Origin of the sequence: Pseudomonas plecoglossicida NBRC 103162 = DSM 15088, from assembly GCF_000730665.1 — a bacterium.
GTDB lineage: Bacteria > Pseudomonadota > Gammaproteobacteria > Pseudomonadales > Pseudomonadaceae > Aquipseudomonas > Aquipseudomonas plecoglossicida.
In genome coordinates, this window is sequence record NZ_BBIV01000016.1 from 23,403 (window position 1) to 44,815 (window position 21,413).

At 63.4% G+C, this 21,413-nt stretch carries 16 protein-coding genes, 4 tRNA genes and 2 pseudogenes; 15 read left to right on the top strand and 7 right to left on the bottom strand.

Annotated features, from left to right (window positions below):
• Positions 1–15 precede the first annotated feature (15 nt).
• Both PPL01S_RS11465 and PPL01S_RS11470 read right to left on the bottom strand, forming a co-directional pair.
• Positions 16–498 carry a hypothetical protein gene (locus PPL01S_RS11465; protein WP_016391579.1) on the bottom strand — a complete coding sequence of 161 codons (483 nt, stop codon included), beginning with the start codon at positions 496–498 and terminating at the stop codon, positions 16–18.
• A gap of 248 nt (positions 499–746) precedes the next feature.
• Complete coding sequence (locus tag PPL01S_RS11470; protein WP_012313162.1) at positions 747–971, bottom strand: hypothetical protein; 225 nt, start codon at positions 969–971, stop codon at positions 747–749.
• A 953-nt stretch (positions 972–1,924) separates the two neighbouring features.
• On the opposite strand from PPL01S_RS11470, the pseudogene PPL01S_RS11475 reads away from it, so the two are divergent.
• Positions 1,925–2,266 (top strand): annotated as a pseudogene (locus tag PPL01S_RS11475) (sel1 repeat family protein); the annotation flags it as partial.
• A 171-nt stretch (positions 2,267–2,437) separates the two neighbouring features.
• Positions 2,438–3,811 carry a DNA recombination protein RmuC gene (locus PPL01S_RS11480; protein WP_162176862.1) on the top strand — a complete coding sequence of 458 codons (1,374 nt, stop codon included), beginning with the start codon at positions 2,438–2,440 and terminating at the stop codon, positions 3,809–3,811.
• On the opposite strand, the gene PPL01S_RS11485 is transcribed toward PPL01S_RS11480, so the two are convergent.
• Together PPL01S_RS11485 and PPL01S_RS11490 are read right to left on the bottom strand one after the other, a co-directional pair.
• Entirely contained in the window at positions 3,783–7,259 is a 3,477-nt protein-coding gene (locus PPL01S_RS11485) for a hybrid sensor histidine kinase/response regulator (protein WP_016391576.1), read from the bottom strand. The genes PPL01S_RS11480 and PPL01S_RS11485 overlap by 29 nt on opposite strands.
• A gap of 126 nt (positions 7,260–7,385) precedes the next feature.
• Positions 7,386–8,564, bottom strand: a complete 1,179-nt coding sequence (locus PPL01S_RS11490; protein ID WP_028625981.1) for an MFS transporter — start codon at positions 8,562–8,564, stop codon at positions 7,386–7,388.
• 165 nt (positions 8,565–8,729) lie between these two features.
• On the opposite strand from PPL01S_RS11490, the gene PPL01S_RS11495 reads away from it, so the two are divergent.
• The gene (locus PPL01S_RS11495) at positions 8,730–10,607 is read left to right on the top strand and encodes a 1-acyl-sn-glycerol-3-phosphate acyltransferase (RefSeq protein WP_016391324.1); all 1,878 of its coding nucleotides are present in this window, start codon (positions 8,730–8,732) and stop codon (positions 10,605–10,607) included.
• Between the two features lie 13 nt (positions 10,608–10,620).
• Here the strand turns inward: PPL01S_RS11495 and sugE are convergent, their stop codons facing one another.
• Entirely contained in the window at positions 10,621–10,938 is a 318-nt protein-coding gene (gene sugE, locus PPL01S_RS11500) for a quaternary ammonium compound efflux SMR transporter SugE (RefSeq protein WP_016391325.1), read from the bottom strand.
• Positions 10,939–11,145: 207 nt separating this feature from the next.
• Positions 11,146–12,066 (bottom strand): recombination-associated protein RdgC, encoded by a 921-nt coding sequence (gene rdgC / locus PPL01S_RS11505; protein WP_016391326.1) that lies wholly within the window; start codon positions 12,064–12,066, stop codon positions 11,146–11,148.
• 204 nt (positions 12,067–12,270) lie between these two features.
• Here rdgC and PPL01S_RS11510 point away from each other — a divergent pair.
• The 4 genes from PPL01S_RS11510 to PPL01S_RS11525 all read left to right on the top strand — a co-directional run bounded on the left by PPL01S_RS11510 (position 12,271) and on the right by PPL01S_RS11525 (position 12,770).
• A tRNA-Val gene (locus PPL01S_RS11510) sits at positions 12,271–12,346 on the top strand.
• 13 nt (positions 12,347–12,359) lie between these two features.
• Positions 12,360–12,436: transfer RNA gene (locus PPL01S_RS11515), tRNA-Asp, on the top strand.
• Positions 12,437–12,604: 168 nt separating this feature from the next.
• A tRNA-Val gene (locus PPL01S_RS11520) sits at positions 12,605–12,680 on the top strand.
• A 13-nt stretch (positions 12,681–12,693) separates the two neighbouring features.
• Positions 12,694–12,770, top strand: a tRNA-Asp gene (locus PPL01S_RS11525).
• Positions 12,771–12,939: 169 nt separating this feature from the next.
• Here the strand turns inward: PPL01S_RS11525 and map are convergent.
• Positions 12,940–13,716, bottom strand: coding sequence for a type I methionyl aminopeptidase (gene map, locus PPL01S_RS11530; RefSeq protein WP_016391327.1), 777 nt, complete (start codon positions 13,714–13,716; stop codon positions 12,940–12,942).
• 225 nt (positions 13,717–13,941) lie between these two features.
• On the opposite strand from map, the pseudogene nirB reads away from it, so the two are divergent.
• The 8 genes and pseudogenes from nirB to PPL01S_RS11570 all read left to right on the top strand — a co-directional run bounded on the left by nirB (position 13,942) and on the right by PPL01S_RS11570 (position 21,340).
• A pseudogene (nirB, locus tag PPL01S_RS11535) lies at positions 13,942–16,234 on the top strand (nitrite reductase large subunit NirB).
• On the top strand, positions 16,234–16,596 hold the full coding sequence (gene nirD / locus PPL01S_RS11540) for a nitrite reductase small subunit NirD (protein WP_016391329.1): 363 nt from the start codon (positions 16,234–16,236) through the stop codon (positions 16,594–16,596). The pseudogene nirB and the gene nirD overlap by 1 nt, the downstream one beginning before the upstream one ends.
• A gap of 449 nt (positions 16,597–17,045) precedes the next feature.
• A complete protein-coding gene (locus PPL01S_RS11545; protein ID WP_016391330.1) occupies positions 17,046–17,897 on the top strand; it encodes a helix-turn-helix transcriptional regulator in 852 nt (283 codons plus the stop codon).
• A 10-nt stretch (positions 17,898–17,907) separates the two neighbouring features.
• Entirely contained in the window at positions 17,908–18,840 is a 933-nt protein-coding gene (gene pcaQ, locus PPL01S_RS11550) for a pca operon transcription factor PcaQ (RefSeq protein ID WP_016391331.1), read from the top strand.
• 231 nt (positions 18,841–19,071) lie between these two features.
• Positions 19,072–19,824 carry a BamJ family beta-barrel-assembly machinery protein gene (bamJ, locus tag PPL01S_RS11555; RefSeq protein ID WP_016391332.1) on the top strand — a complete coding sequence of 251 codons (753 nt, stop codon included), beginning with the start codon at positions 19,072–19,074 and terminating at the stop codon, positions 19,822–19,824.
• Positions 19,825–20,093: 269 nt separating this feature from the next.
• Complete coding sequence (locus tag PPL01S_RS11560) at positions 20,094–20,534, top strand: YkvA family protein (RefSeq protein WP_016391333.1); 441 nt, start codon at positions 20,094–20,096, stop codon at positions 20,532–20,534.
• 102 nt (positions 20,535–20,636) lie between these two features.
• On the top strand, positions 20,637–20,975 hold the full coding sequence (locus tag PPL01S_RS11565; RefSeq protein WP_016391334.1) for a helix-turn-helix domain-containing protein: 339 nt from the start codon (positions 20,637–20,639) through the stop codon (positions 20,973–20,975).
• On the top strand, positions 20,972–21,340 hold the full coding sequence (locus tag PPL01S_RS11570; RefSeq protein WP_008101091.1) for a hypothetical protein: 369 nt from the start codon (positions 20,972–20,974) through the stop codon (positions 21,338–21,340). Before PPL01S_RS11565 ends, PPL01S_RS11570 begins: the two co-directional genes overlap by 4 nt.
• Positions 21,341–21,413: the final 73 nt, after the last annotated feature.

Sequence of the window (21,413 nt, forward strand, 5' to 3'; positions counted from 1 at the left end):
GCTGTGAGCTATTTCTCAAGATGCCTGTGGAATTTTCTGAGCAATACACAAATCCCACGCTTGGGTGAAATCGCGCAGGCGGCCTTGCGGGTGAAAGATCTGACGCCAGATTCGCGCTTGGCCCAGCAAGTCGTCAACGGCAGGCAGGGGCAAAGCCTGAGCCTCGATGAGCATCCAGGCGATGGCGGTGGAGTAGCGCAGGTTCACCGTGAGCTCCAGGTGCGGGCCGCCAAGGAACGCGTGCTGGCTCGCCAGGCCGCGCACCAGGCTGGCCAGTTCGGGGTCACGGGCGAGGAAGTCGTCCCACACCGCCTGATGGCGGCTTTCGCCGATGCGGTAGAGGCCATGGCCGCGTCGGTCGTGCAAGGCCGAGCCGAGTGCCGACTGGCTGGCCGCAATACCCAGAAGCAGGGCTTCGGCACTTTCGCAATGACGATTCAGGTAGACCAGGGTTGGTCGGATCACATACTGACACAATTCATTCGCCGCGATACCCATGATGCCCTCGAGCAGTAAAGGGCCGACGGGCACTGGAGCTTGGCAGCTGGTGAATGATCAGGCCCGCCGGAAGCGGTCAAGGCCGCTCGAGTTGAAGTGTAGTGTGATAAGCGTGGTGTAAAGAGCTGTTTTTAAATCGATTGCTGCCTGACGTCGGGTGCCATATGCCCTGCGGCAATTAGGGCAAGAACGTTCAGGCAGCATCCCAACGGTGACATTCGCCTGGCGAATGCCCCGGGATTCGCCGCTCACGCGGTGAGCGACTGGCGGGTCCGGGCGATCACGGCCTGCAGCGGTTCCGAGCGGCTGTACTGCTCGGGGTACAGGCGTTCGGTATGGCAGGCGACGCCGTGTTCGTCCACCAGGGTGAAGCTGAAGTTGCCCTTGCGTGGGGCAGTGATAAGGCACTTCAACGGCGAGAAGGCCTGGGAGAGGGTGCCAATGGCAGCCTGAATCTGATGATGAGTTTGCATGTTGTTGGAGGTTCCTGCTTTAAACACGGGGGTTATGATCCGTGCATGATAGAAACGTTCCAGTGACGCCTTTATTAAGGGACGAACGAACCTGACTGGAACAGGGCAGCCAGAGAGAGCGCAATCAAAAGGTGGGCGCTTGGGCTGACTGGTAGGTACTTCAGAGGGCAGGCAGCATGCCGGGGCCGAGGTTCTGGGCCGGTCGGAATGGAATCCTGATCAATCGGTCATGTGATTCGTGTTGAACAGCGCGAGGCTGGCGTGGGAATCATCGAAAGGGCCGGTCCTGGTTTCAGCAGTGGTGCTCTTGGGGGGAGCAGGCCTGCAAGGACGCTTGTGGCCAGAATTGACTTTCAGCTTGGTACTAACGGAGCGCACCTTACCGCAATGCAACAGGCTTTGCAAGCATTGTACGTTTCCTGAGCCGAGCCGAGCAGTATGGCGTTTCCCGAGCGTGTTGGGAAGAGGGGCAAAAGGCTGGCAACGTGCCGGATGTATCGATTTCATGCATCCGTCTGCTGAGTTTTGGTGCACTTGTGCACATTTGACGCAGGGCCTGTAACAGCACGGCAACAGCCCGAAGACGACTCGCCAATGCCTTGACTGGCACCTTAAGTCAATGAAAAAAAACACTAATTTTTACTGGTGAAAAAATCGTCAGTTTGACTCAAAGCCCCATTTCATAGGGGTTTGAAGGGTGCTTGAGGGGGTTGTCCACCGAGTTATCCACAGGAACTGTGGATTGTCCCGAGCGCTTGCTCTAGAACGGGCGTGCCAGCTAATCAGCGAACTGTCCGACAATCGACAGGCACCTGCCGACCGTTCGGTCAGCTCGTTGAAAACGTCAAGAAAAGATCAATGAATTTTTTTTCCAAACCTTGGGAAATGGACAGGCCATGCCGTGAAAAAAAGAGTAGAGTGGCGCGCCTTTCGAGTTGCCTTCTCTGTTTCTCATGAAGTTTCGCGGTAAACATCTCGCCAGCCCTGCCGTTGCGTCACCTGCGCCCACCCCCAAACGCTTTTCACTGAAAGTGGCCCTTTGGCTGCTCGATAGCCCGCGCCTGGGCGACAAGCCACAGGTCAAGCATCTGGCCGGGCGCCTGCTCAAGCAACCGGCGCGCCAGGGTGTTGTGGAGGCCCAGAGCCGGCTGGGGCAGATGCTCTGCCGCGATTGCGGCAATGCCCGCGATCGGCGTATCGGCCATGACCTGCTGCGCCAGGCGGCGCGGGCGGGCGATCGCCTGGCACAGCTGGAATATACGCGGTTGTGCCAGGCCAGCGAGCCGGAGCAGGCGCCGGATCAGGCGGGCTGATAAGCTGCACTCTATTCGCTAAGGATGATCGGGGTAAGCATGGCAGTGGATCTGACCAGCATTCTGCTGGGCTTGTTGGCAGGCGCCTTGCCGTGCCTGGGGTGGGTCATGCATGTGCAGCGCCGCCAGGGCGCCCGGCAAGGCGAACAGGCCTTGCTCGAAGAGCGTCTGAACGGCGCCCTGCTGGCCCAGGCGGGCATGCAGGCGCAACTGGAGGCCAGTCGCGACGAGATCAGCGACCTCAGCGAAGCCAACACCGTCAAGCAGGCCCAGCTGGCCGCCCAAGGCCGCGAGCTGGAGCTGCTGCAGATCGACCGTGACAATGCCCGCGACGCTGCCCATGCCTGGCACCTGGAGCGCGCCAATCGCGAGGCCGAGCTGCGCCGCCTGGAAGCCCAGACTGCGCGCCTTGAGGCCGAGTTGCGCGAGCAGCAGGACAGCCACCAGCAGCGTCTGGAAGACCTGCAGGAAGCACGCGATACGCTGCGTGCGCAGTTCGCCGACCTGGCCACGAAAATCTTCGACGAGCGCGAGCAGCGCTTCGCCCAGACCAGCCAGCAACACCTGGGGCAACTGCTCGACCCGCTCAAGGAGCGCATCCAGGCCTTCGAGAAGCGCGTCGAGGAAAGCTACCAGCAAGAAGCCCGCGAGCGTTTCTCGCTGGGCAAGGAACTGGAGCGCTTGCAGCAGCTCAACCTGCGCCTGTCCGACGAAGCCACCAACCTCACCCAGGCGCTCAAGGGCCAGAAGACCCAAGGCAACTGGGGCGAGCTGATCCTCGAGCGGGTGCTTGAGCACGCCGGCCTGGAGAAGGGCCGCGAATACCAGACCCAGGTCAGCCTGAAAAGCGCCGACGGCGAGCGTTTCCAGCCCGACGTCCTGATCATGCTGCCCGGCGACAAGCAGGTAGTGGTCGATGCCAAGGTCAGCCTGACGGCCTACCAGCAGTTCGTCAGCAGCAACGACGAGAACGCGCTGAAACAGCACGTGCAGTCACTGCGTAACCATGTCAAAGGCTTGTCGAGCAAGGACTACAACCGTCTCGAAGGCCTGCACAGCCTGGACTTCGTGCTGCTGTTCGTGCCCATCGAAGCAGCCTTCTCAGCGGCCCTGCAGGCCGAGCCCAACCTGTTCCAGGAGGCCTTCGACCGGCAGATCGTGATCGTCAGCCCGACCACCTTGCTCGCCACCCTGCGGGTCATCGACAGCCTGTGGAAGCAGGAGCGGCAAGGCCAGAACGCACGCGAGATCGCCGAGCGCGCCGGTTGGCTGTATGACAAGTTCGTGCTGTTCATCCAGGACCTGGACGAGCTCGGCGCCCGCCTGCAGCAGGTCGACAAGGCCTACGCCGCGGCGCGCAACAAGCTGTGCGAAGGGCGCGGAAACCTGGTCAGTCGCAGCGAACAGCTCAAGCTGCTCGGTGCCCGGGCCAGCAAGAGCCTGCCGGCCGATCTGCTGGAGCGGGCGTTGTCCGACGAGGCGCTGGCGGACGCAGCGCTTACTGCACCAGGCTCAGATGGCGATTGAGCAGGGCGCGCAAGGCCGCCGGCTTGACCGGCTTGGCCAGGTAATCCAGGCCGGCGGCATGTACCGTGGCCAGGGTTTCCTTGCTGCCATCGGCACTGATCACCACCCCCGGTACCGGTTCGCCCAGTCGGGCCCGTAGCCAGCCCATCACCCCGGTGCCGGTTTCGCCGTCATCCAGGTGGTAATCCACCAGCGCCAGGTGCGGGCGCATGCCCTTGGCCAGCAGCGCTTCACATTCGGCGCGGTTGCGCGCGGTCCATACCTGGCAGCCCCAGCGGCTGAGCAGGCTGTTCATGCCTATCAGGATGCTGTCTTCGTTGTCGATGCACAGCACTTGCAGGCCGGCCAGGGGCTGGCTGGCCTGTTCCTGCGGCGCGCTGGGCGCAGCGACTGCCTGGCGCGCGATCGGCGCATTGACCCGGAACACCGTGCCCTTGCCCGGCCACGAGCGCACCTCGAGGCGGTGGCCAAGTACCCGGCACAAGCCGTCGGCAATCGCCAGGCCCAGCCCCAGGCCTTTTTCGGCGCGGGTCTGGTGACTGTCCAGGCGCTTGAACTCCTGGAAAATCACTTGCAGCTTGTCGTCGGCGATGCCCGGGCCACGGTCCCAGACCTCCAGCCACAAGTGCTCGCCCTGGCGGCGAACGCCCAGCAGGATCGGGCTCTTGCCGTAGCGCAGGGCATTGGTGAGGAAGTTCTGCAGCACCCGGCGCAGCAGTTTCATGTCGCTGTCGATGCGCAGGCGGCTGCCGTGCAGGCGGAACTCCAGACCTTTCTCGGCTGCCAGCACCTTGAACTCGGCGCCCAGTGTGTCGAACAGTTCGTTGAGGGCGAACGGCTTGGCGTCCGGGGTGATCTTGCCGTTCTCCAGGCGCGAGATGTCCAGCAGGTCGCTGATCAACTCTTCGGCCGAGCGCAGCGAACTGTCCATGTGCTGGACCAGTTGCTGGGCTTCTTCGTTCAGGCCTTCGGCCTGCTGCGAGAGGGCAGCGGAGAACAGTCGCGCGGCATTGAGCGGTTGCATCAGGTCGTGGCTGACCGCCGCGAGGAAGCGGGTCTTGGACTTGCTGACCGCTTCGGCCTGGCTCTTGGCTTCCGACAGCGCCTGGTTCAGTTGCGACAGCTCATGGGTGCGCTCGGCCACGCGCTGCTCCAGCCCCTCGTTGGCATCGCGCAGGGCCTGCTCGGCCTCGCGGAACGGGGTGATGTCGGTGAAGCTCATGACGAAGCCGCCGCCGGGCATGGGGTTGCCGATCAGTTCGATGACTCGGCCGTTGGGGAACAGTCGCTCGGAGGAGTGTGCCCGGCCCTGGCGCATCCAGTGCAGGCGCCGCGCCACATGCACCTGCGCCTCGCCCGGGCCGCACAGGCCGCGCTCGGCGTTGTAGCGGATGATGTCGGCGATCGGCCGGCCGACGCTGATCAGCCCGTCAGGGTAGTTGAACAGCTCCAGGTAACGGCGGTTCCAGGCCACCAGGTGCAGGTTCTGGTCGACCACACTGATGCCCTGGTTGATGTTCTCGATGGCCCCTTGCAGCAGCGCACGGTTGAACTGCAGCACCTCGCTGGCTTCGTCGGCGATGCGCACCACGTCTTCGAGCTGCATGTCGCGGCCTTCGATGGCCGCCTTGACCACGGCTCGGGTCGAGGACGTGCCGAGTACGCCCGCGAGCAGTCGCTCGGTGTGCTCGATCCAGTCGCCGTCGGCATTCTGGTTGGGGTTGAAGCCTTTGCCCTGGCGATAGGCGAAGCGGATGAAGCTTTGACGTGCACGTTCTTCGCCGACGAAGCGCGAGGCCAATGTCAGCAAGTCGTCGATCTGCACCGCCAGCAGCGGTTTGCTGTTGGGGCGGGCGCTGGTCTGCTGGCCAATGAAACGTCCGGCCTGCCAGTGCTCCGACACGCGGGTGCGCGACAGCATCGAGACCCAGGCGAACAACGTGAAGTTGCCGGCCAGCGACAGCACCACGCCCTGGGTGAGGGGCGTGATCGGCAGGTTCAGCGGGTTGCCGTGCAACCAGGCAAGGCCCGGGAACAGTTCCAGCGACCAGCCAAGGCTGTGCGCAGTGATGGGCAGCACCAGGGTGTAGAACCAAAGGAAGATGCCTGCCGCAAGGCCTGCGAACACGCCACGCCGGTTGGCCTGTTTCCAGTACAGCGCGCCGAGCATGGCAGGGGTGAGCTGGGTCACGGCGGCGAAGGCGATCTGGCCGATGGTCGCCAGGCTGGCAGTGGAACCGAGCAGGCGATAGCTGACGTAGGCCAGCAGCAGGATGACCACGATGGTCACCCGGCGCACCGACAGCATCCAGTGACGGAAGGCCTCGAACGGCCGTTCGGCATTGTTGCGGCGCAGCAGCCACGGCAGCAGCATATCGTTGGAGACCATGGTCGACAGCGCCACGGCCTCGACGATGACCATGCCGGTGGCGGCCGAGGCGCCGCCGATGAAGGCCAGCAGTGCCAGGCTTGGGTGTGCTTCGGCCAGCGGCAGGCTGATGACGAAGGAGTCGGAAATCACCGTGCCGGGCAACAGCATCTGGCCGGCCAGGGCAATCGGCACCACGAACAGCGCGGCCAGCGCCAGGTACATCGGAAACACCCAGCGTGCCAGGCGCATGTCCTGCGGTTCGATGTTCTCCACCACGGTCACGTGAAACTGCCGCGGCAGGCAGATGATCGCCATCATCGCCACGCCGGTCTGCACCACCATCGACGGCCAGTTGATGGTCTCCTGCCAGTAGCTGTCCAGCTGCACCGACTGACGGGCCTGGGTCAGCAGGTCGTCGAAGCCGTCGTACAGGTTGAACACCACGAACACGCCGACGGCGAGGAAGGCCAGCAGCTTGATCATCGATTCGAAGGCAATCGCCAGGACCATGCCCCGGTGGTGTTCGGTCACATCCAGGCTGCGTGTGCCGAAGACGATGGCGAACAGTGCCAGCACCAGCGACACCACCAGCGCGGTGTCCTGTACCCGGGTGCCGGTGGCATCGGCATTGGCGCCGATCAGCAGGTTGACGCCCAGCACGATGCCCTTGAGCTGCAAGGCGATGTAGGGCAACACGCCGACCAGGCAGATCAGCGCCACCACCACGGCCAAGGTCTGCGACTTGCCGTAGCGCGCGGCGATGAAGTCGGCGATGGAGGTAATGTTCTGCTGCTTGCTGATCAGCACCATCTTCTGCAGCACCCAGGGCGCGAAGATCAGCAGCAGGATCGGGCCCAGGTAGATCGGCAGGAACGCCCAGAGCTGTTCGGCGGCCTGGCCGACCGCGCCGAAGAAGGTCCAGCTGGTGCAGTACACTGCCAACGACAGGCTGTACACCCAGGCACGCAGCCGCGGCGGCAACGGTGTGCTGCGGCGGTCGCCGTAGAAGGCGATGGCGAACATGATGGCCATATAGGCCAGGGCGACCACGGCGATCAGCCCGCTGGACAACGACATGAAGACTCCGGAGCAAATAAGGTAACGCGTTCCCGATCAGTCAGTCTGGCACGCGGACCGTGGTTCGTCAGCGCCGACGATGGTCGCTATGGCGGATTGTCGCAGTCTGTACGGGCCCTATCGACATCAGTCCTTGCGGATACCCAGCCAATAAAACACCCCCGCCAGTATCACCGACATCACCAGCAGGTAGAAGATCGCCCCCGGCCACCACTGCCCCAGGGCAAACCCCACCATCACCGGCCCCAGCGCCGCCCCCAGGTTGGACAGGTTCTGCGCCCCGTAATACACCCCGCGCAAATGCTCCGGTGCAATCAGGTCGATGAACATGTACTCGGCCGGAATCACGATGATCTCGCCCAGGGTGAACACCAGCATGGCCAGGCACCAGGCCAGAACCGACCCGGCCAGGGCAAAGCCCAGCAGCCCGGCGATGAACAAGGCCATGCCGGCCAGCAGCCAGGGCATCAACCGTTGGCGGCTGATGCGCCTGCCGATCAGGTACTGCAGGGCGATCACCGTCACGGCGTTGGTGGTGACCAGGTAGCCCACCAGGCGCGCCGCCTCGCTGGCGTTGCTGGTCACCACCAGGTACTGCGACAGGTAGGCGGTGAACTGGCCGAACACCACGGCACTGAGCACGCCGCCCAGGGTAAAGCACACCAGTCGCCGGTCGCCTGCAAGGCCCAGCGCCACCTGGGCGAAGCCGGCGCTGGGCGGCGCCTGCAGGCTCGTCTTCAGCCCGCGATCGCCCAGGCGCCAGTAGGCCACGCACATGCCCAGGCCGATCAGCGCCGAGGCGACGAAGGGCAGGTGATCGTTCAGCTCCAGCATGGCAACGCCCAGCAGCGGGCCGAGGGCATAACCGACATTACTCAAGGTGTATTTGATAGCGAACACCTCGGCACGTCGCTCCACCGGCAGCAGCGTGCAGAAGCCGGCCTTGGCGGCAATGTCGACCACTGCCAGCGTCAGGTTGATCAGCACCAGGCACAGGAAGAACAGCCCGGCCGAGCGGCTGGCGATGGCGGTGACGAAGGCCAGTGCGAACAGCAGTGTGCTGCTGGTGATCAGCCTGTGGTTGGGCAGGATATCGACCAGATGCCCGCCATACAGGCTCAACAGCGACGCGACGATCAGAGCGCCGCCGATCAGCAGGCCGATGTGGCCGACCGAAAGTTGAAAGTTGTCGGCCAGGTAGACCACCAGGTAGGGCAGGGTCAGCGCGCGGGCCACGGTCAAGGTGAAGGTGGTGACCAACAGCAGGCGGACCGCTGCGGGGTAGTGCTTCAGGGCGGCGAGCATTGCCACGTCCTTGTTGTGGGAGATTGCCGATTCATGAGCATAAGTGAGGCTGGATACGCTGCAACCCCCGATCTGTCGGTTGACTACAGCGATGTAACTCCGAAAGCTTTGCGTGCAGTCTAAACAGGCAACTGCCATTCACGGTTCAACTCAGGTACATGGACGATGAGTCACCCCTCGCAATTCACCTTGCTCGGCACGCGGCGATTCCTGCCGTTCTTCATTACCCAGTTACTGGGCGCCTTCAACGACAACCTGTTCAAGCAGTCGCTGATCCTGGCGATCCTGTTCAAGCTGAGCCTGGGCGAGGGCGACCGCTCGATCTGGGTCAACCTCTGCGCACTGCTGTTCATCCTGCCGTTCTTCCTGTTCTCGGCCCTGGGCGGGCAGTTCGGGGAAAAGTTCGCCAAGGACGCGCTGATACGCGCCATCAAGCTGGCCGAAATCGCCATCATGGCCGTCGGCGCCCTCGGCTTCGTCACCGATCACCTGGCGCTGATGCTGCTGGCACTGTTCGGCATGGGCACCCACTCGGCACTGTTCGGCCCGGTGAAGTACTCGATCCTGCCCCAGGCCTTGCGTGAGGAAGAGTTGGTCGGTGGCAACGGCCTGGTGGAGATGGGCACCTTCCTCGCGATTCTGGCCGGCACCATTGGCGCCGGGGTGATGATGGCAAGCAGCAGCTACGCCACGGTGGTGGCCGGCGGCGTGGTCGGCACCGCCGTGCTGGGCTACCTGGCGAGCCGCTGGATCCCCCGCGCGGCGGCGGTGTCACCGCAGATGCGGCTGGACTGGAACATCTTCACGCAATCCTGGGCGATCCTGCGCATGGGCCTGGGGCAGACACCTGCCGTGTCACGTTCGATCGTCGGCAACTCGTGGTTCTGGTTCGTCGGCGCCATCTACCTGACCCAGATCCCGGCCTATGCCAAGGACTGGCTGCATGGCGACAGCAGCGTGGTGACACTGGTGCTGACCCTGTTCTCGGTGGGCATCGCGCTCGGTTCGCTGCTGTGCGAACGCCTGAGCGGGCGCAAGGTGGAGATCGGCCTGGTGCCGTTCGGCTCGTTCGGGCTGACCCTGTTCGGCCTGCTCTGGTGGTGGCATTCCGGCGACGTACCGGCTGGTGCGGCCCCTCACGACTGGCTGGCGCTGCTGGGCATGAGCCAGGCTTGGTGGATCTTGGTGTCGATCGTAGGCCTCGGCGTGTTCGGCGGCTTCTACATCGTGCCGCTGTATGCCCTGATCCAGGCGCGCACTGCCGAAGACCAGCGGGCCCGGGTGATTGCTGCCAACAATATCCTCAATGCCTTGTTCATGGTGGTGTCGGCGATCCTCACCATTGTCCTGCTGGGTGTGGCCGACCTGAGCATCCCCCAGCTGTTCCTGGTGGTGTCGCTGCTCAACGTGCTGGTCAATGCCTACATCTTCAGGATCGTGCCCGAGTTCACCATGCGCTTCCTGATCTGGCTGCTCAGCCATTCGATGTACCGCGTGGAGCACCGCGATCTCGAGCGCATCCCTGACGAAGGCGCGGCGCTGCTGGTGTGCAACCATGTGTCGTTCGTCGATGCGTTGCTGCTCGGCGGGGCGATTCGCCGACCGATCCGGTTCGTCATGTACTACAAGATCTACAACCTGCCGGTGCTCAACTTCGTGTTCCGCACCGCCGGTGCCATCCCGATCGCTGGGCGCAGTGAAGACCTGGCCACCTACGAGCGCGCGTTCGCCCGCATCGCCGAGTACCTGGCGGCGGGGGAGGTGGTGTGCATTTTCCCGGAAGGCAAGCTGACGGGTGACGGCGAGATCGATGTGTTCAAGGGTGGCGTCAACCGCATCCTCGAAGAAACCCCAGTGCCGGTGATACCGCTGGCGCTGCAGGGGCTGTGGGGCAGCTTCTTCAGTCGTGACCCGGGCAAGGGCTTTTTCAAGCGACTGTGGTCGCGGGTGACCATCGTGGCAGGGGCCGCCATCCCGGTGGAGGCGGCGCAGCCTGAGCTGTTGCGCGAGCAGGTCAGCCGCTTGCGTGGTGACCTGCGTTAGGCGGGGGTGAAGGTCAGCTGGCGCTGACTTTCAGGCCGATCAGGCCGGTGATGATCAGCGCCACACTGACCAGCCGTACCAGGGCCATGGATTCGCCGAACAGGATGATCCCGGCGATCACCGTGCCGACTGCGCCGACACCGGTCCAGATGGCGTAGGCGGTGCCCAGCGGCAGCTCTTTCATGGCAAGGCCCAGCAGGCCCAGGCTGATGACCATGGCGCCGACGGTAAGAATGGTCGGGAGCGGGCGAGTGAAGCCGTCGGTGTACTTGAGGCCGACCGCCCAGCCAACTTCGAACAGGCCGGCGAAGAACAGGATGATCCAGGACATGTGAGAGTCTCCATCGTTTGAAAGATGGGGCCGTCCCCGGAAATGGTCACGCGTTGCGTCGTGAGGCCGTCCTCACAGTGGGCAATATAGTGCACATTTCTTGGGGGCTGGGCAAGCTTTCACCGGCCCTATCGCCGGCTTGCCGGCGATAGGGCCAGTACTGACCGAAGATAGCTTCCAGGCCAGCACCGGCAGTTCAGCTTTTCTTCAGACCCCTTGCGGAATCTCCTCGCCACCCAGTGCCTCGAACAGCACCGGCAGGAACTCGCTGAAGGTCATCATCATCAGCAGGAAGCTGGCATCGAACTGCTGCGCAGCCTCATCGCCGCCATCCTGTTCGGCCTGCTCCTGCAGCAGCTCTTCGAACTTCAGGCGCTTGATCACCATCTTGTCGTCGAGCACGAACGACAGCTTGTCCTGCCAGGCCAGGGCCAGTTGGGTGACCACCTTGCCGGTGCTCAGGTGCAGCTGGATTTCCTCGCTGGTCAGGTCCTGGCGCTTGCAGCGCACGATGCCGCCGTCTTCGGCGGTGTCGCGCAGTTCGCATTCGTCCAGTACATAGAAGCCTTCGGCGGCCTGTTGCGACTTGACCCAGTCGGTCATGGTCGCGGTCGGGGCGATCTTCACCGTGGCCGGGCGCACCGGCAGCGAGCCCATGACCTCACGCAGGGTCGACAGCAGGTCTTCGGCGCGCTTGGCGCTGGCCGAGTTGACCAGGATCATCCCCAGGCGCGGGGCGATGGCGGCGAAGATCATCGAGCGGCGGATGAACGCACGCGGCAGGAAGGCCTGGATGATCTCGTCCTTGATCTGGTCGCGTTCCTTCTTGTAGACCTTGCGCATCTGCTCGGTCTCGATCTCTTCGACCTTCTCCTTCACCGCATCGTTGACCACGCTGCTGGGCAGGATGCGCTCTTCCTTGCGCGCGGCAATCAGCAGGAACTCGCCGCTGACGTGCACCAGGGGAGCATCCTCGCCCTTGCCGAACGGCGCGATGAAACCGTAGGTGGTCAGCTCCTGGCTGGCACACGGGCGTGCCGGCTTGCTGGCCAGTGCAGCTTCCAGTGCTTCAGCCTCGAAAGGAACATCCTGGGTCAGGCGGTAGGGCAGCAGGTTCTTGAACCACATGGGGGGTATCTCTCCTTAATGCATAAGGCGGGCATTATTCTCCGAGCAGCGGTTCCAGGCCAGCCCTGTCACAGGGCCAGTAGTAGAAGAAACGGGCATCGGCGCTAGGTCTTTGAAAGGCCTGAGATTTTTTTTGAAAAAGTTGCAAATAACGCTTGCCAGGGTGGCAGGCCCTCCGTAGAATGCGCGCCACACCGAGACGAAGGGTGATTAGCTCAGCCGGGAGAGCATCTGCCTTACAAGCAGAGGGTCGGCGGTTCGATCCCGTCATCACCCACCACTCGATGTATAGCGCAGCGGTAGTTCAGTCGGTTAGAATACCGGCCTGTCACGCCGGGGGTCGCGGGTTCGAGTCCCGTCCGCTGCGCCATATTCCACTTCCAGGGCCCACTGAACACCCGGAAGTAACAAAAAAAGCGACCTTAGGGTCGCTTTTTTTGTTTGTGCATTTCGAATGCGCTCGAGCTTGAAAAAAGACGCTCAGACCGCTTGCGGGAATGCCAATTCCTCCGTAGAATGCGCGCCTCACCGAGACGAAGGGTGATTAGCTCAGCCGGGAGAGCATCTGCCTTACAAGCAGAGGGTCGGCGGTTCGATCCCGTCATCACCCACCACTCGTTGATTAGCGCAGCGGTAGTTCAGTCGGTTAGAATACCGGCCTGTCACGCCGGGGGTCGCGGGTTCGAGTCCCGTCCGCTGCGCCATATTTCGCTTCCAGGGCCCACTGAACACCCGGAAGCAACAGAGAAAGCGACCTTAGGGTCGCTTTTTTTGTTTCTGCGCAGGCCTCATCGCCGGCAAGCCGGCTCCCACAAGCAACCCATCGACTTCAAAGGTGGTGCTGTTCCTGTGGGAACCGGCTTGCCGGCGATTTCAGCGGTGACGCTCTTCTTCGCGCAGCGTCAGCACCTCGACCCCATCCTCGGTTACCGCCACGGTATGTTCCCACTGTGCCGAGAGGCTGTGGTCACGGGTGATCACCGTCCAGCCATCGCGCAACTCTCGTGTCCCTCGACCACCCTGGTTGATCATCGGCTCGATGGTGAACACCATCCCGGGCTTGAGCTTCATGCCCAGGCCGCGCTGGCCGAAATGCAGCACCTCAGGGCCTTCGTGCATCTGCTGGCCAATGCCATGTCCGCAATACTCGCGTACCACGCTGTAGCCCGCCGCTTCGGCATGGGCCTGGATGGCATGGCCAATGTCGCCCAGCGTGGCGCCGGGACGCACTTGGGCGATGCCTTTCCAGAGTGCGTCGTAGGTGGTGTCGACCAGCCGCCGGGCTTCGTCGCTGATCTGCCCGATGCTGTACATCTTCGATGAGTCGGCAATGTAGCCACCCTGCTCCAGGGTGATGTCGACATTGATGATCGAGCCTTCCTTGAGCACTTCATCGACCTTGGGCATGCCGTGGCAGACCACATGGTCCACCGAGGTATTGAGCGAGTAGGGGAAGCCGTACTGGCCCTTGCTGGCCGGGCGGGCCTTGAGCGTGCCGACGATGAATGCCTCGGCGCGGTCGTTGATCTGCATCGTGGTCACGCCGGGGCGGATGAAGCTGTCGAGGTCGGCGAACACCTGGGCCAGCAGCTGGCCAGCGTTACGCATCAGGTCGAGTTGGGCGGGGGTCTTGAGGATCACCTGGGACATGGGGTGTGGCAGTAGCTCGTGCTGGAAATTGCTCCAGCATAGCGCCATGGGCCCGCAGCCTGCCACCGCATGGTGCGCTGATCCTTGGCACAGTCCCTGCTACATCCACCCTACAACAAGCCCCCTGGTCAATGGCGATCAACCTGGGCACACCGTGATGAATACAGGCAAAGGCGCCTGGAGCTTCGGCTCCAGGCGCTTTTTTTTTTGATCGAGGATCGGCATATGAAGGCAACAGCGAGCAGCGGGCAACGAGAGCGACTGATCATCGTCGGCAACGGCATGGTCGGCCACCATTGCGTCGAGCAACTGGTCGAACGCGGTGCGCTGGCGCGCTTCGAAGTGCGGGTGTTCGGCGAAGAGCGCCAGCGCGCCTACGACCGCGTGCACCTGTCCGAATACTTCGGCGGCAGCTGTGCCGAAACCCTGGCCCTGTGCAGGCCGGACTTCTACGGCGACAGCGGCGTGCACCTGCACCTGGGTGAAGCCGTGCTGGAAATCGACCGCGAGCGTTGCCAGGTGATCACCGCCGAAGGCCGGTGGCGAAGGCGGGGCTGCGCTCAAGGCGCAGATCGAAGCCCTTGGCGTAGGCGTGCACCTGTCGCGGGCGACCCAGTCGATCAGCACCGGCGAACAGCACCGCTACCGCATGAACTTCGACGGTGGCGAACACCTGGAAACCGACCTGATCGTGTTCTCTGCCGGCATTCGCCCGCAGGACGCACTGGGCCGTGGCTGTGGCCTGGAAATCGCCGCGCGCGGTGGTGTGGTGATCGACAACCAATGCCGCACCAGCGACCCGCGGATCTTCGCCATCGGCGAGTGCGCCTCGTGGAACGGCAGTGTGTTTGGCCTGGTTGCCCCCGGCTACAGCATGGCGCGCAACCTGGCGGCGCTGCTGCTGGGCGAGGCCGCCGGGACATTCAACGGCGCCGACATGTCGACCAAGCTCAAGCTGCTGGGCGTGGACGTCGGCTCCATCGGCGACGCCCACGGCGCCACGCCGGGCGCGCGCAGCTATCGCTTCATCGACGAGGCCAACAGCGCCTACCGCCGGCTGGTGGTGGACGCCAGCGGCAAGCGCGTGCTCGGCGCGGTGCTGGTCGGCGACAACAGCTACTACGACACCTTGCTGCAATACGCCCAGAACGGCATCGCCCTGCCGGCCGACCCGGCCGCGTTGATCCTCCCGCAAGGTGGCGGTGCGCCGGCCCTGGGCGCCGATGCGCTGCCCGACAGTGCGACCATCTGCTCATGCCACAACGTCAGCAAAGGGGCGGTTTGCGCCGCCATCGACGGGGGCTGCGGCGACCTCGCCGCAGTCAAGGGCTGCACCAAGGCGGCCACCGGCTGCGGAGGCTGCGCGGCGTTGCTCAAGCAGGTCTTCGAGCATGAACTGACGGCCCGCGGCGTGACCGTGGACAAAAGCCTGTGCGAGCACTTCGCCTACACCCGCCAGGAGCTCTACGGCTTGGTACGGGTCGAGGGCATTCGCGCCTTCAACGACTTGCTCGAACGCCACGGCAAAGGGCACGTCGGCTGCGACATCTGCAAGCCGGCCGTGGGCTCGATCCTCGCCTCGTGCTGGAACCAACCGATCATGGACCCGGCGCTGGTGCCGCTGCAGGACACCAACGACACCTTCATGGCCAACATGCAGAAGAACGGCACCTACTCGGTGGTGCCGCGCATCCCCGGTGGCGAAATCACCCCCGACAAGCTGATCGTGATCGGCCAGGTGGCGAAGAAGTACGACCTCTACACCAAGATCACCGGCGGCCAGCGCATCGACCTGTTCGGCGCCCAGCTGCACGAGCTGCCACTGATCTGGGGCGAGCTGATCGAAGCCGGCTTCGAGACCGGCCACGCCTACGGCAAGTCGACGCGCACGGTGAAATCCTGCGTGGGCAGCACCTGGTGTCGCTACGGCGTGCAGGACAGTGTCGGCATGGCCCTGCGCCTGGAGGACCGCTACAAGGGCCTGCGCAGCCCGCACAAGCTCAAGTTCGCAGTGTCCGGCTGCACCCGCGAATGCGCCGAGGCGCAGAGCAAGGACATCGGCGTGATCGCCACCGACAGGGGCTGGAACCTGTACGTCTGCGGCAATGGCGGCATGCGCCCGCGCCACGCTGAGCTGTTCGCCACCGACCTGGATGACGAGACCCTGGTGCGCCTGATCGACCGCGTGCTGATGTTCTACATCCGTACCGCCGACAAGCTGCAGCGCACCTCGGTGTGGCGCGAAAGCCTGGAAGGTGGCCTGGATTACCTCAAGCAGGTGATCCTCGAAGACAGCTTGGGCCTGGCCGCCGAACTGGAGGCGCAGATGCAGCATGTGGTCGACCAGTACGAATGCGAGTGGGCCAACGCCCTCAACGACCCCGAGAAGCTCAAGCGCTTCCGTACCTTCGTCAACGACCGGCGTGCCGACCCGGATGTGCACTTCGTGCGCGAACGCGAACAGCGCCGCCCTGCTGCGCCGCTGCACTTGATTCCAACCACCGAGGAGGCTGTGTGATGAACCTGTCCAATGCTGCAATGCACACTCAGGAAAACTGGCAAACGGTGTGCCTGGCCGATGACCTGGTAGCCGACTCCGGCGTGGTGGTTTGGCTCGCCGGTACCCAGGTGGCGGTGTTCTATCTGCCGGGTCTGGAGCAGAGCCTGTACGCGGTGGACAACCGCGACCCGCGGTCGGGGGCCAACATCATTGGCCGCGGCCTGGTGGGGAGCTTGCAGGGTGAACTGGTGGTGGCGGCGCCGCTGTACAAGCAGCATTTCAGTCTGCACAGCGGGGCGTGCCTGGAAGATGCCGGGCAGCAGCTGCGGGTGTGGCCGGTGCGGATGAATGGGGAGGCAGTGGAAGTCGCGCTGGCCTGATGCGACTGCGCTGGCCCCATCGCCGCGGCTTGTCGTGGCGACGAACCGCGGCGATGAACCAACGGCGGCGGGTAGGCAGGCGTTGCGATGCGGCCGCGTCCAGCGCGAACGCAGGCGCCGCGGTGCGGGAGGTAGGGGTGCTCGACATGAGTCGACCTCGTTTGTTGTTGTTGGTAGAGGTAGGGCTGCAGTCCCTTTTTTAAGGTGGTCGTACAACATCTAAAAAGCAACGGCGGTTTTAGACCGTTTTTCTTGCGGCGCAGGGAACTGGCCTGAGTTGTCCAAGAAATCATACAGGCAGGGTAGTGTCGGGTTTGGTGCTAGATAGGCGGGATTTGAAGGCTTGCAGCTGAATGCTGGAGAAGCGGTTTTTGCAACTGGGGTTGATTTCAAGAGGTTGGTCATCGTACAACTTTCGACCTGAAATCAATCAAAGTGGAGACAGCCCGATGCCCCCCAAGCGCGAGGTCCCGACCTACGTCATGCAGCAGCGCAGCGAGCTGATGGACTTCTACATCCGCGACCAGCGCGGCCGACCCGCCGAGACGGCGCCCCATCGGCACGAATACTTCCAGATCCAGGTCAACTTCGGTGGCGACACCGAGCAGCACATTGGCAACGTGCAACGGCCATTCCGACGCAATACCCTGGCCTTCATCCTGCCGCACCTGGCCTGTGACCCGATGGATCTGGAAGAAGTGTCGATCCTGCAGGCGCCGGAGCTTTCGCCGTTTCGCTTTCAGGAGCACCTGGACTTCTGCCTCGACGACGCCGATTTCGCTGAGGTGCGGCGCCTGCTGGCGCAGATGCGCGAGCTCGACGCCAAGCGCCGCTTCGGCACCCGCGAAGTGCTCAAGGGCCTCTTGCTGCAACTGATCGGGCTGGTCTGCGGGCTGTATGCCGACCCCTTGCGCGAACTGGCCGAAAGCAATGCTGCGCAGCTCAGCCGACGTGCTGCGTTGGGCCGCATGAGCGAGTACCTGCGCCGGCACATCGACGACCCTGACCGCAACCTGCAGAAAGTCGCCGCAGCCACCTACCTGTCACCGACCTATCTGACCCACTGGCTGCGCAAGGAAATCGGCAAGACGTTCAGCGAGCTGGTGCTGGAGCGGCGCATGCATGCAGCGCGCAACTACCTGCTCAATGGCAGCCGGCCGGTGGGGGAGGTGGCGCGGCTGTGCGGTTTCGCCGATGAAGCGTATTTCTCCCGGCGCTTCCGACAGATCCACGGCCTGCCGCCGGGCCAGTTCCGTCGCCAGCAGCGCGACCCGGATACGCCGCAGGTGGCGATGCGTTAAGCTTGCCGGCATGAACCTCGACACCCGCATCAAGTACCGCCATTTGCTGTGTTTCCTGGAGATTGCCCGGCAGGGCAGCCTGGCCAGGGCTGCCGACGTTCTGGCGATCAGTCAGCCGGCGATATCCAAGACCCTCAAGGAGCTCGAAGACCTGCTCGAGGCGCGCCTGTTCGAGCGTGGCCGCCAGGGTGTGCTGCTGACGCCTGCCGGTACCCGCTTCATGCGCTATGCCGGGCCCAGCGTGCAGGCCTTGCGCGATGGCGTGAACAGCCTGCGTGGCGAGGCCCGGGAACCGTCGCAGGTGCGAATTGGCGTGCTGTCGACGGTCGAAGGGCTGCTGATGCCGGAAGTTCTGTGTCGCCTGCATCAACGCCATGAGGCGCTGGTGATCAGCGTGGTCACCGGGGTCAGTGCACAGCTGCTTGGTCAGCTGCACCTGGGGGAGCTGGAGCTGGTGGTCGGGCGCATGACCGACAGCCCGCAGATCCAGGGTTTGTCGTTCGAGCACCTGTACAGCGAATCAATGGCGCTGGTGGTGCGCCCTGGGCATCCTCTGCTGTCGAAGGTGCCGGTGGAGCGGGCGCAGGTGAGTCGCTTTCCCCTGGTGCTTCCTCCTTCCGGCACCACCATCCGCCAGCACGCCGACAGCCTGTTCGTGCAGTGCGGCATCCAGATGCCTGCGCAGCGCCTGGAAACCCTGTCGCTGGCATTGAGCAGGCGCTATCTGCTGGGCAGCGATGGTGTCTGGGTAGCGCCACGCGATGCCGTGCTGCTTGATCTGCGCCGCGGCGAATTGGCGGAGCTTGACCTGGGCGTGCGCGAACCGGGCGGTTCGGTCGGTATCTGCCGCAATGCCGCGTTGCCGCTGAGCCTGCCGGGGCAATGGGTTTGCGAGGTGCTGCGTGAGGTGGCGCAGGCGTATCGCAATGCGCGCTATCCCTGAGGGCTGCGAGACGCTCAGAACTGCCAGATATGAATCGCCATAAATTTCGGGCAAAAGCGTGATTGACGGTCAATAATGGCCAGTGGCTGTACTTGGCGGATGAATATCCTTTTAAGTACTGAACTTCCTTATCAGAACCCGCTCTTATGCCGGTAGCCATTGGTAATGGCCGCCTGATAAGCTCGCGGCTTTACCCTGATTGCCCACATGGCGCATGAACAAGGAAATAGCATGAAACAGCATCGTCTGGCGGCTGCGGTTGCCCTGGTAGGCCTGGTACTGGCTGGCTGTGACCAACAAGCCAGCAGCCCCGAGCTGAAGACTCCGGCACAGAAAGCCTCCTACGGTATCGGCCTTAACATGGGCAAGAGCCTGGCTCAGGAAGGCATGGAAGACCTTGATTCCAAAGCCGTCGCCCTCGGCATCGAAGATGCGGTCGGCAAGAAAGAGCAACGCATCAAGGACGAAGAGCTGGTAGAAGCCTTCACCTCGCTGCAGAAGCGTGCCGAAGAACGTCTGGCCAAGGCCAGCGAAGAAGCGGCTTCCGCCGGCAAGAAATTCCTCGAAGAGAACGCCAAGAAGCCAGGCGTGGTCACTACCGCCTCGGGCCTGCAGTACGAAGTGGTCAAGAAGGCCGACGGCGCACAGCCCAAGCCGACCGACGTGGTCACTGTCCACTACGAAGGCAAGCTGATCGACGGCAAGGTGTTCGACAGCTCGGTCGAGCGCGGCAGCCCGATCGACCTGCCGGTCAGCGGCGTGATCCCGGGTTGGGTAGAAGGCCTGCAACTGATGCACGTCGGCGAGAAGTACAAGCTGTTCATCCCAGCTGAACTGGCCTACGGCGCACAGAGCCCGAGCCCGCTGATCCCGGCCAACTCGGTACTGGTGTTCGACCTGGAACTGATCGCGATCAAGGACCAGAACCAGCTGCAAGGCGAGGCTCCTGAAGCCGAGGCCCCAGCTGAAGCACCTGCCAAGTAATCACGGCAGCGATGCGAACAACGCCCCGTTTCGACGGGGCGTTTTCGTTAGTGCGGCAAGGTCGAGAGAACCGATGTGCAGCGCGATTGTCGGAGCAAGGTAGGCAGGATGCTGTCTGACGCAAATCGTTTGCGAACCTGACACGACTGTGTAAAAAACGCCCGATCTGACCGCGGCCCTTGCCTTGTGGGCGCCTGCCGTCACAAACTTCGCCCTGTTCACAAGGTTATCCACAATAAATGTGGATAACCTCTGCCGCTGGAGGCCCCATGAGCGCACCCTGGAATTTCGCCCGCTTCCTGCCGTTGGCCGAGCGTCTTCTCAGCCGTGGCCGGCTGCCGGCCCTGCTGTTTGCCGTGGCCCGCAAGGGCCCGCGCCTTGGCCAGCTGCGCGAGGACGTCAAGTTGCTGCAGGCGTTGTGCCTGGCCTGGTGGCGCGGCGATTACCGGGCAATCAGCCCCAAGGCACTGGTGACCATCGTCGCCGGCCTGCTCTATTTCGTAAGCCCCATCGACGCCATTCCCGACTGGTTGCTGGGGGTGGGGTTTCTCGATGACATCGCCGTGCTCGGTTGGGTGTTGAAGACCGTGGCCGATGAGCTTGCGCGCTTCAAGGCGTGGCGCGACCACCAGACGCCTGAGCGCCTGCGTGTGGTCGAGCGCTTGCCAGACAGCCCTGAAGCGCTGCGCCTGGAACGCAAGACGCACTGAAAACGTGCCGATCCCCCACAGACTCTCGCACTTGGTAATATAATTGGCATAACGGTTATGCCTACGGATTACATGCTGTAATCCTGAGTGAGGGAGTTTGTAATGGGTATTCAGGTCATTAGCCGGGACGGTCAACCCGAGTACGCTGTCGTTCCCTGGGAGCAGTACCAGGCGCTGCTCAAGGCAGCCGGTCAGGCCCCTGCCGAGGTAGTTGCCGCAGTAGACGAGCCGAGTGCGCCAAGTGTGGCACTGCCGGCCTTCAGCGAAGTGGCGAAGTTGCGTGAGGCTAAGGGTATTGCTCCCGAACAGCTGGCGCGAAATGTCGGTGTCAGCCCGGCCTACCTGGCCATGATCGAGTCCGGCGAGCGCCAGCCGGACGCAGCGATCCGACGGGCCCTGGCCTGGCACCTGGGCGTCAGCGGCTGGAGCGAGCCGTCATGAGCCAGGTCAGGATCAGCCGTCAGCATTGGCAAAGCCTGCTGGACGAGCTTGACCTGGCCCGCCGCCAACGGCATTTGCTGACCTACCGTGCGCTGATCGAGCGCCTGCAATTGCCCAGCCCTGCCATGCAGACGCTGACTGCCGCGCTGGAGTACCTGGCGGTGCTCGATGCCCGTGCCGAGCAGCCGCTGCGCAGTTCGCTGGTGATCAGCCAGGGCGCCAGCCGCCTGCCGCGAACCGGCTTCTTCGAATGCGTTGAACGCCTGGGGCGCTTTTCCGGGCCGGTCGATGGCATGGAAGCGGCGTCGTGGCATGCCTCCGAAGTGGTCAGGGTGTTCGAGTACAGTTATCCCGAGATTGCCTGAGGCTCTTGGGTCCCCGCTTTAGTTTTCCAGCGGTCATGAGATCGAGCGCCGCCCGCGCGGCGCTCGATATCCG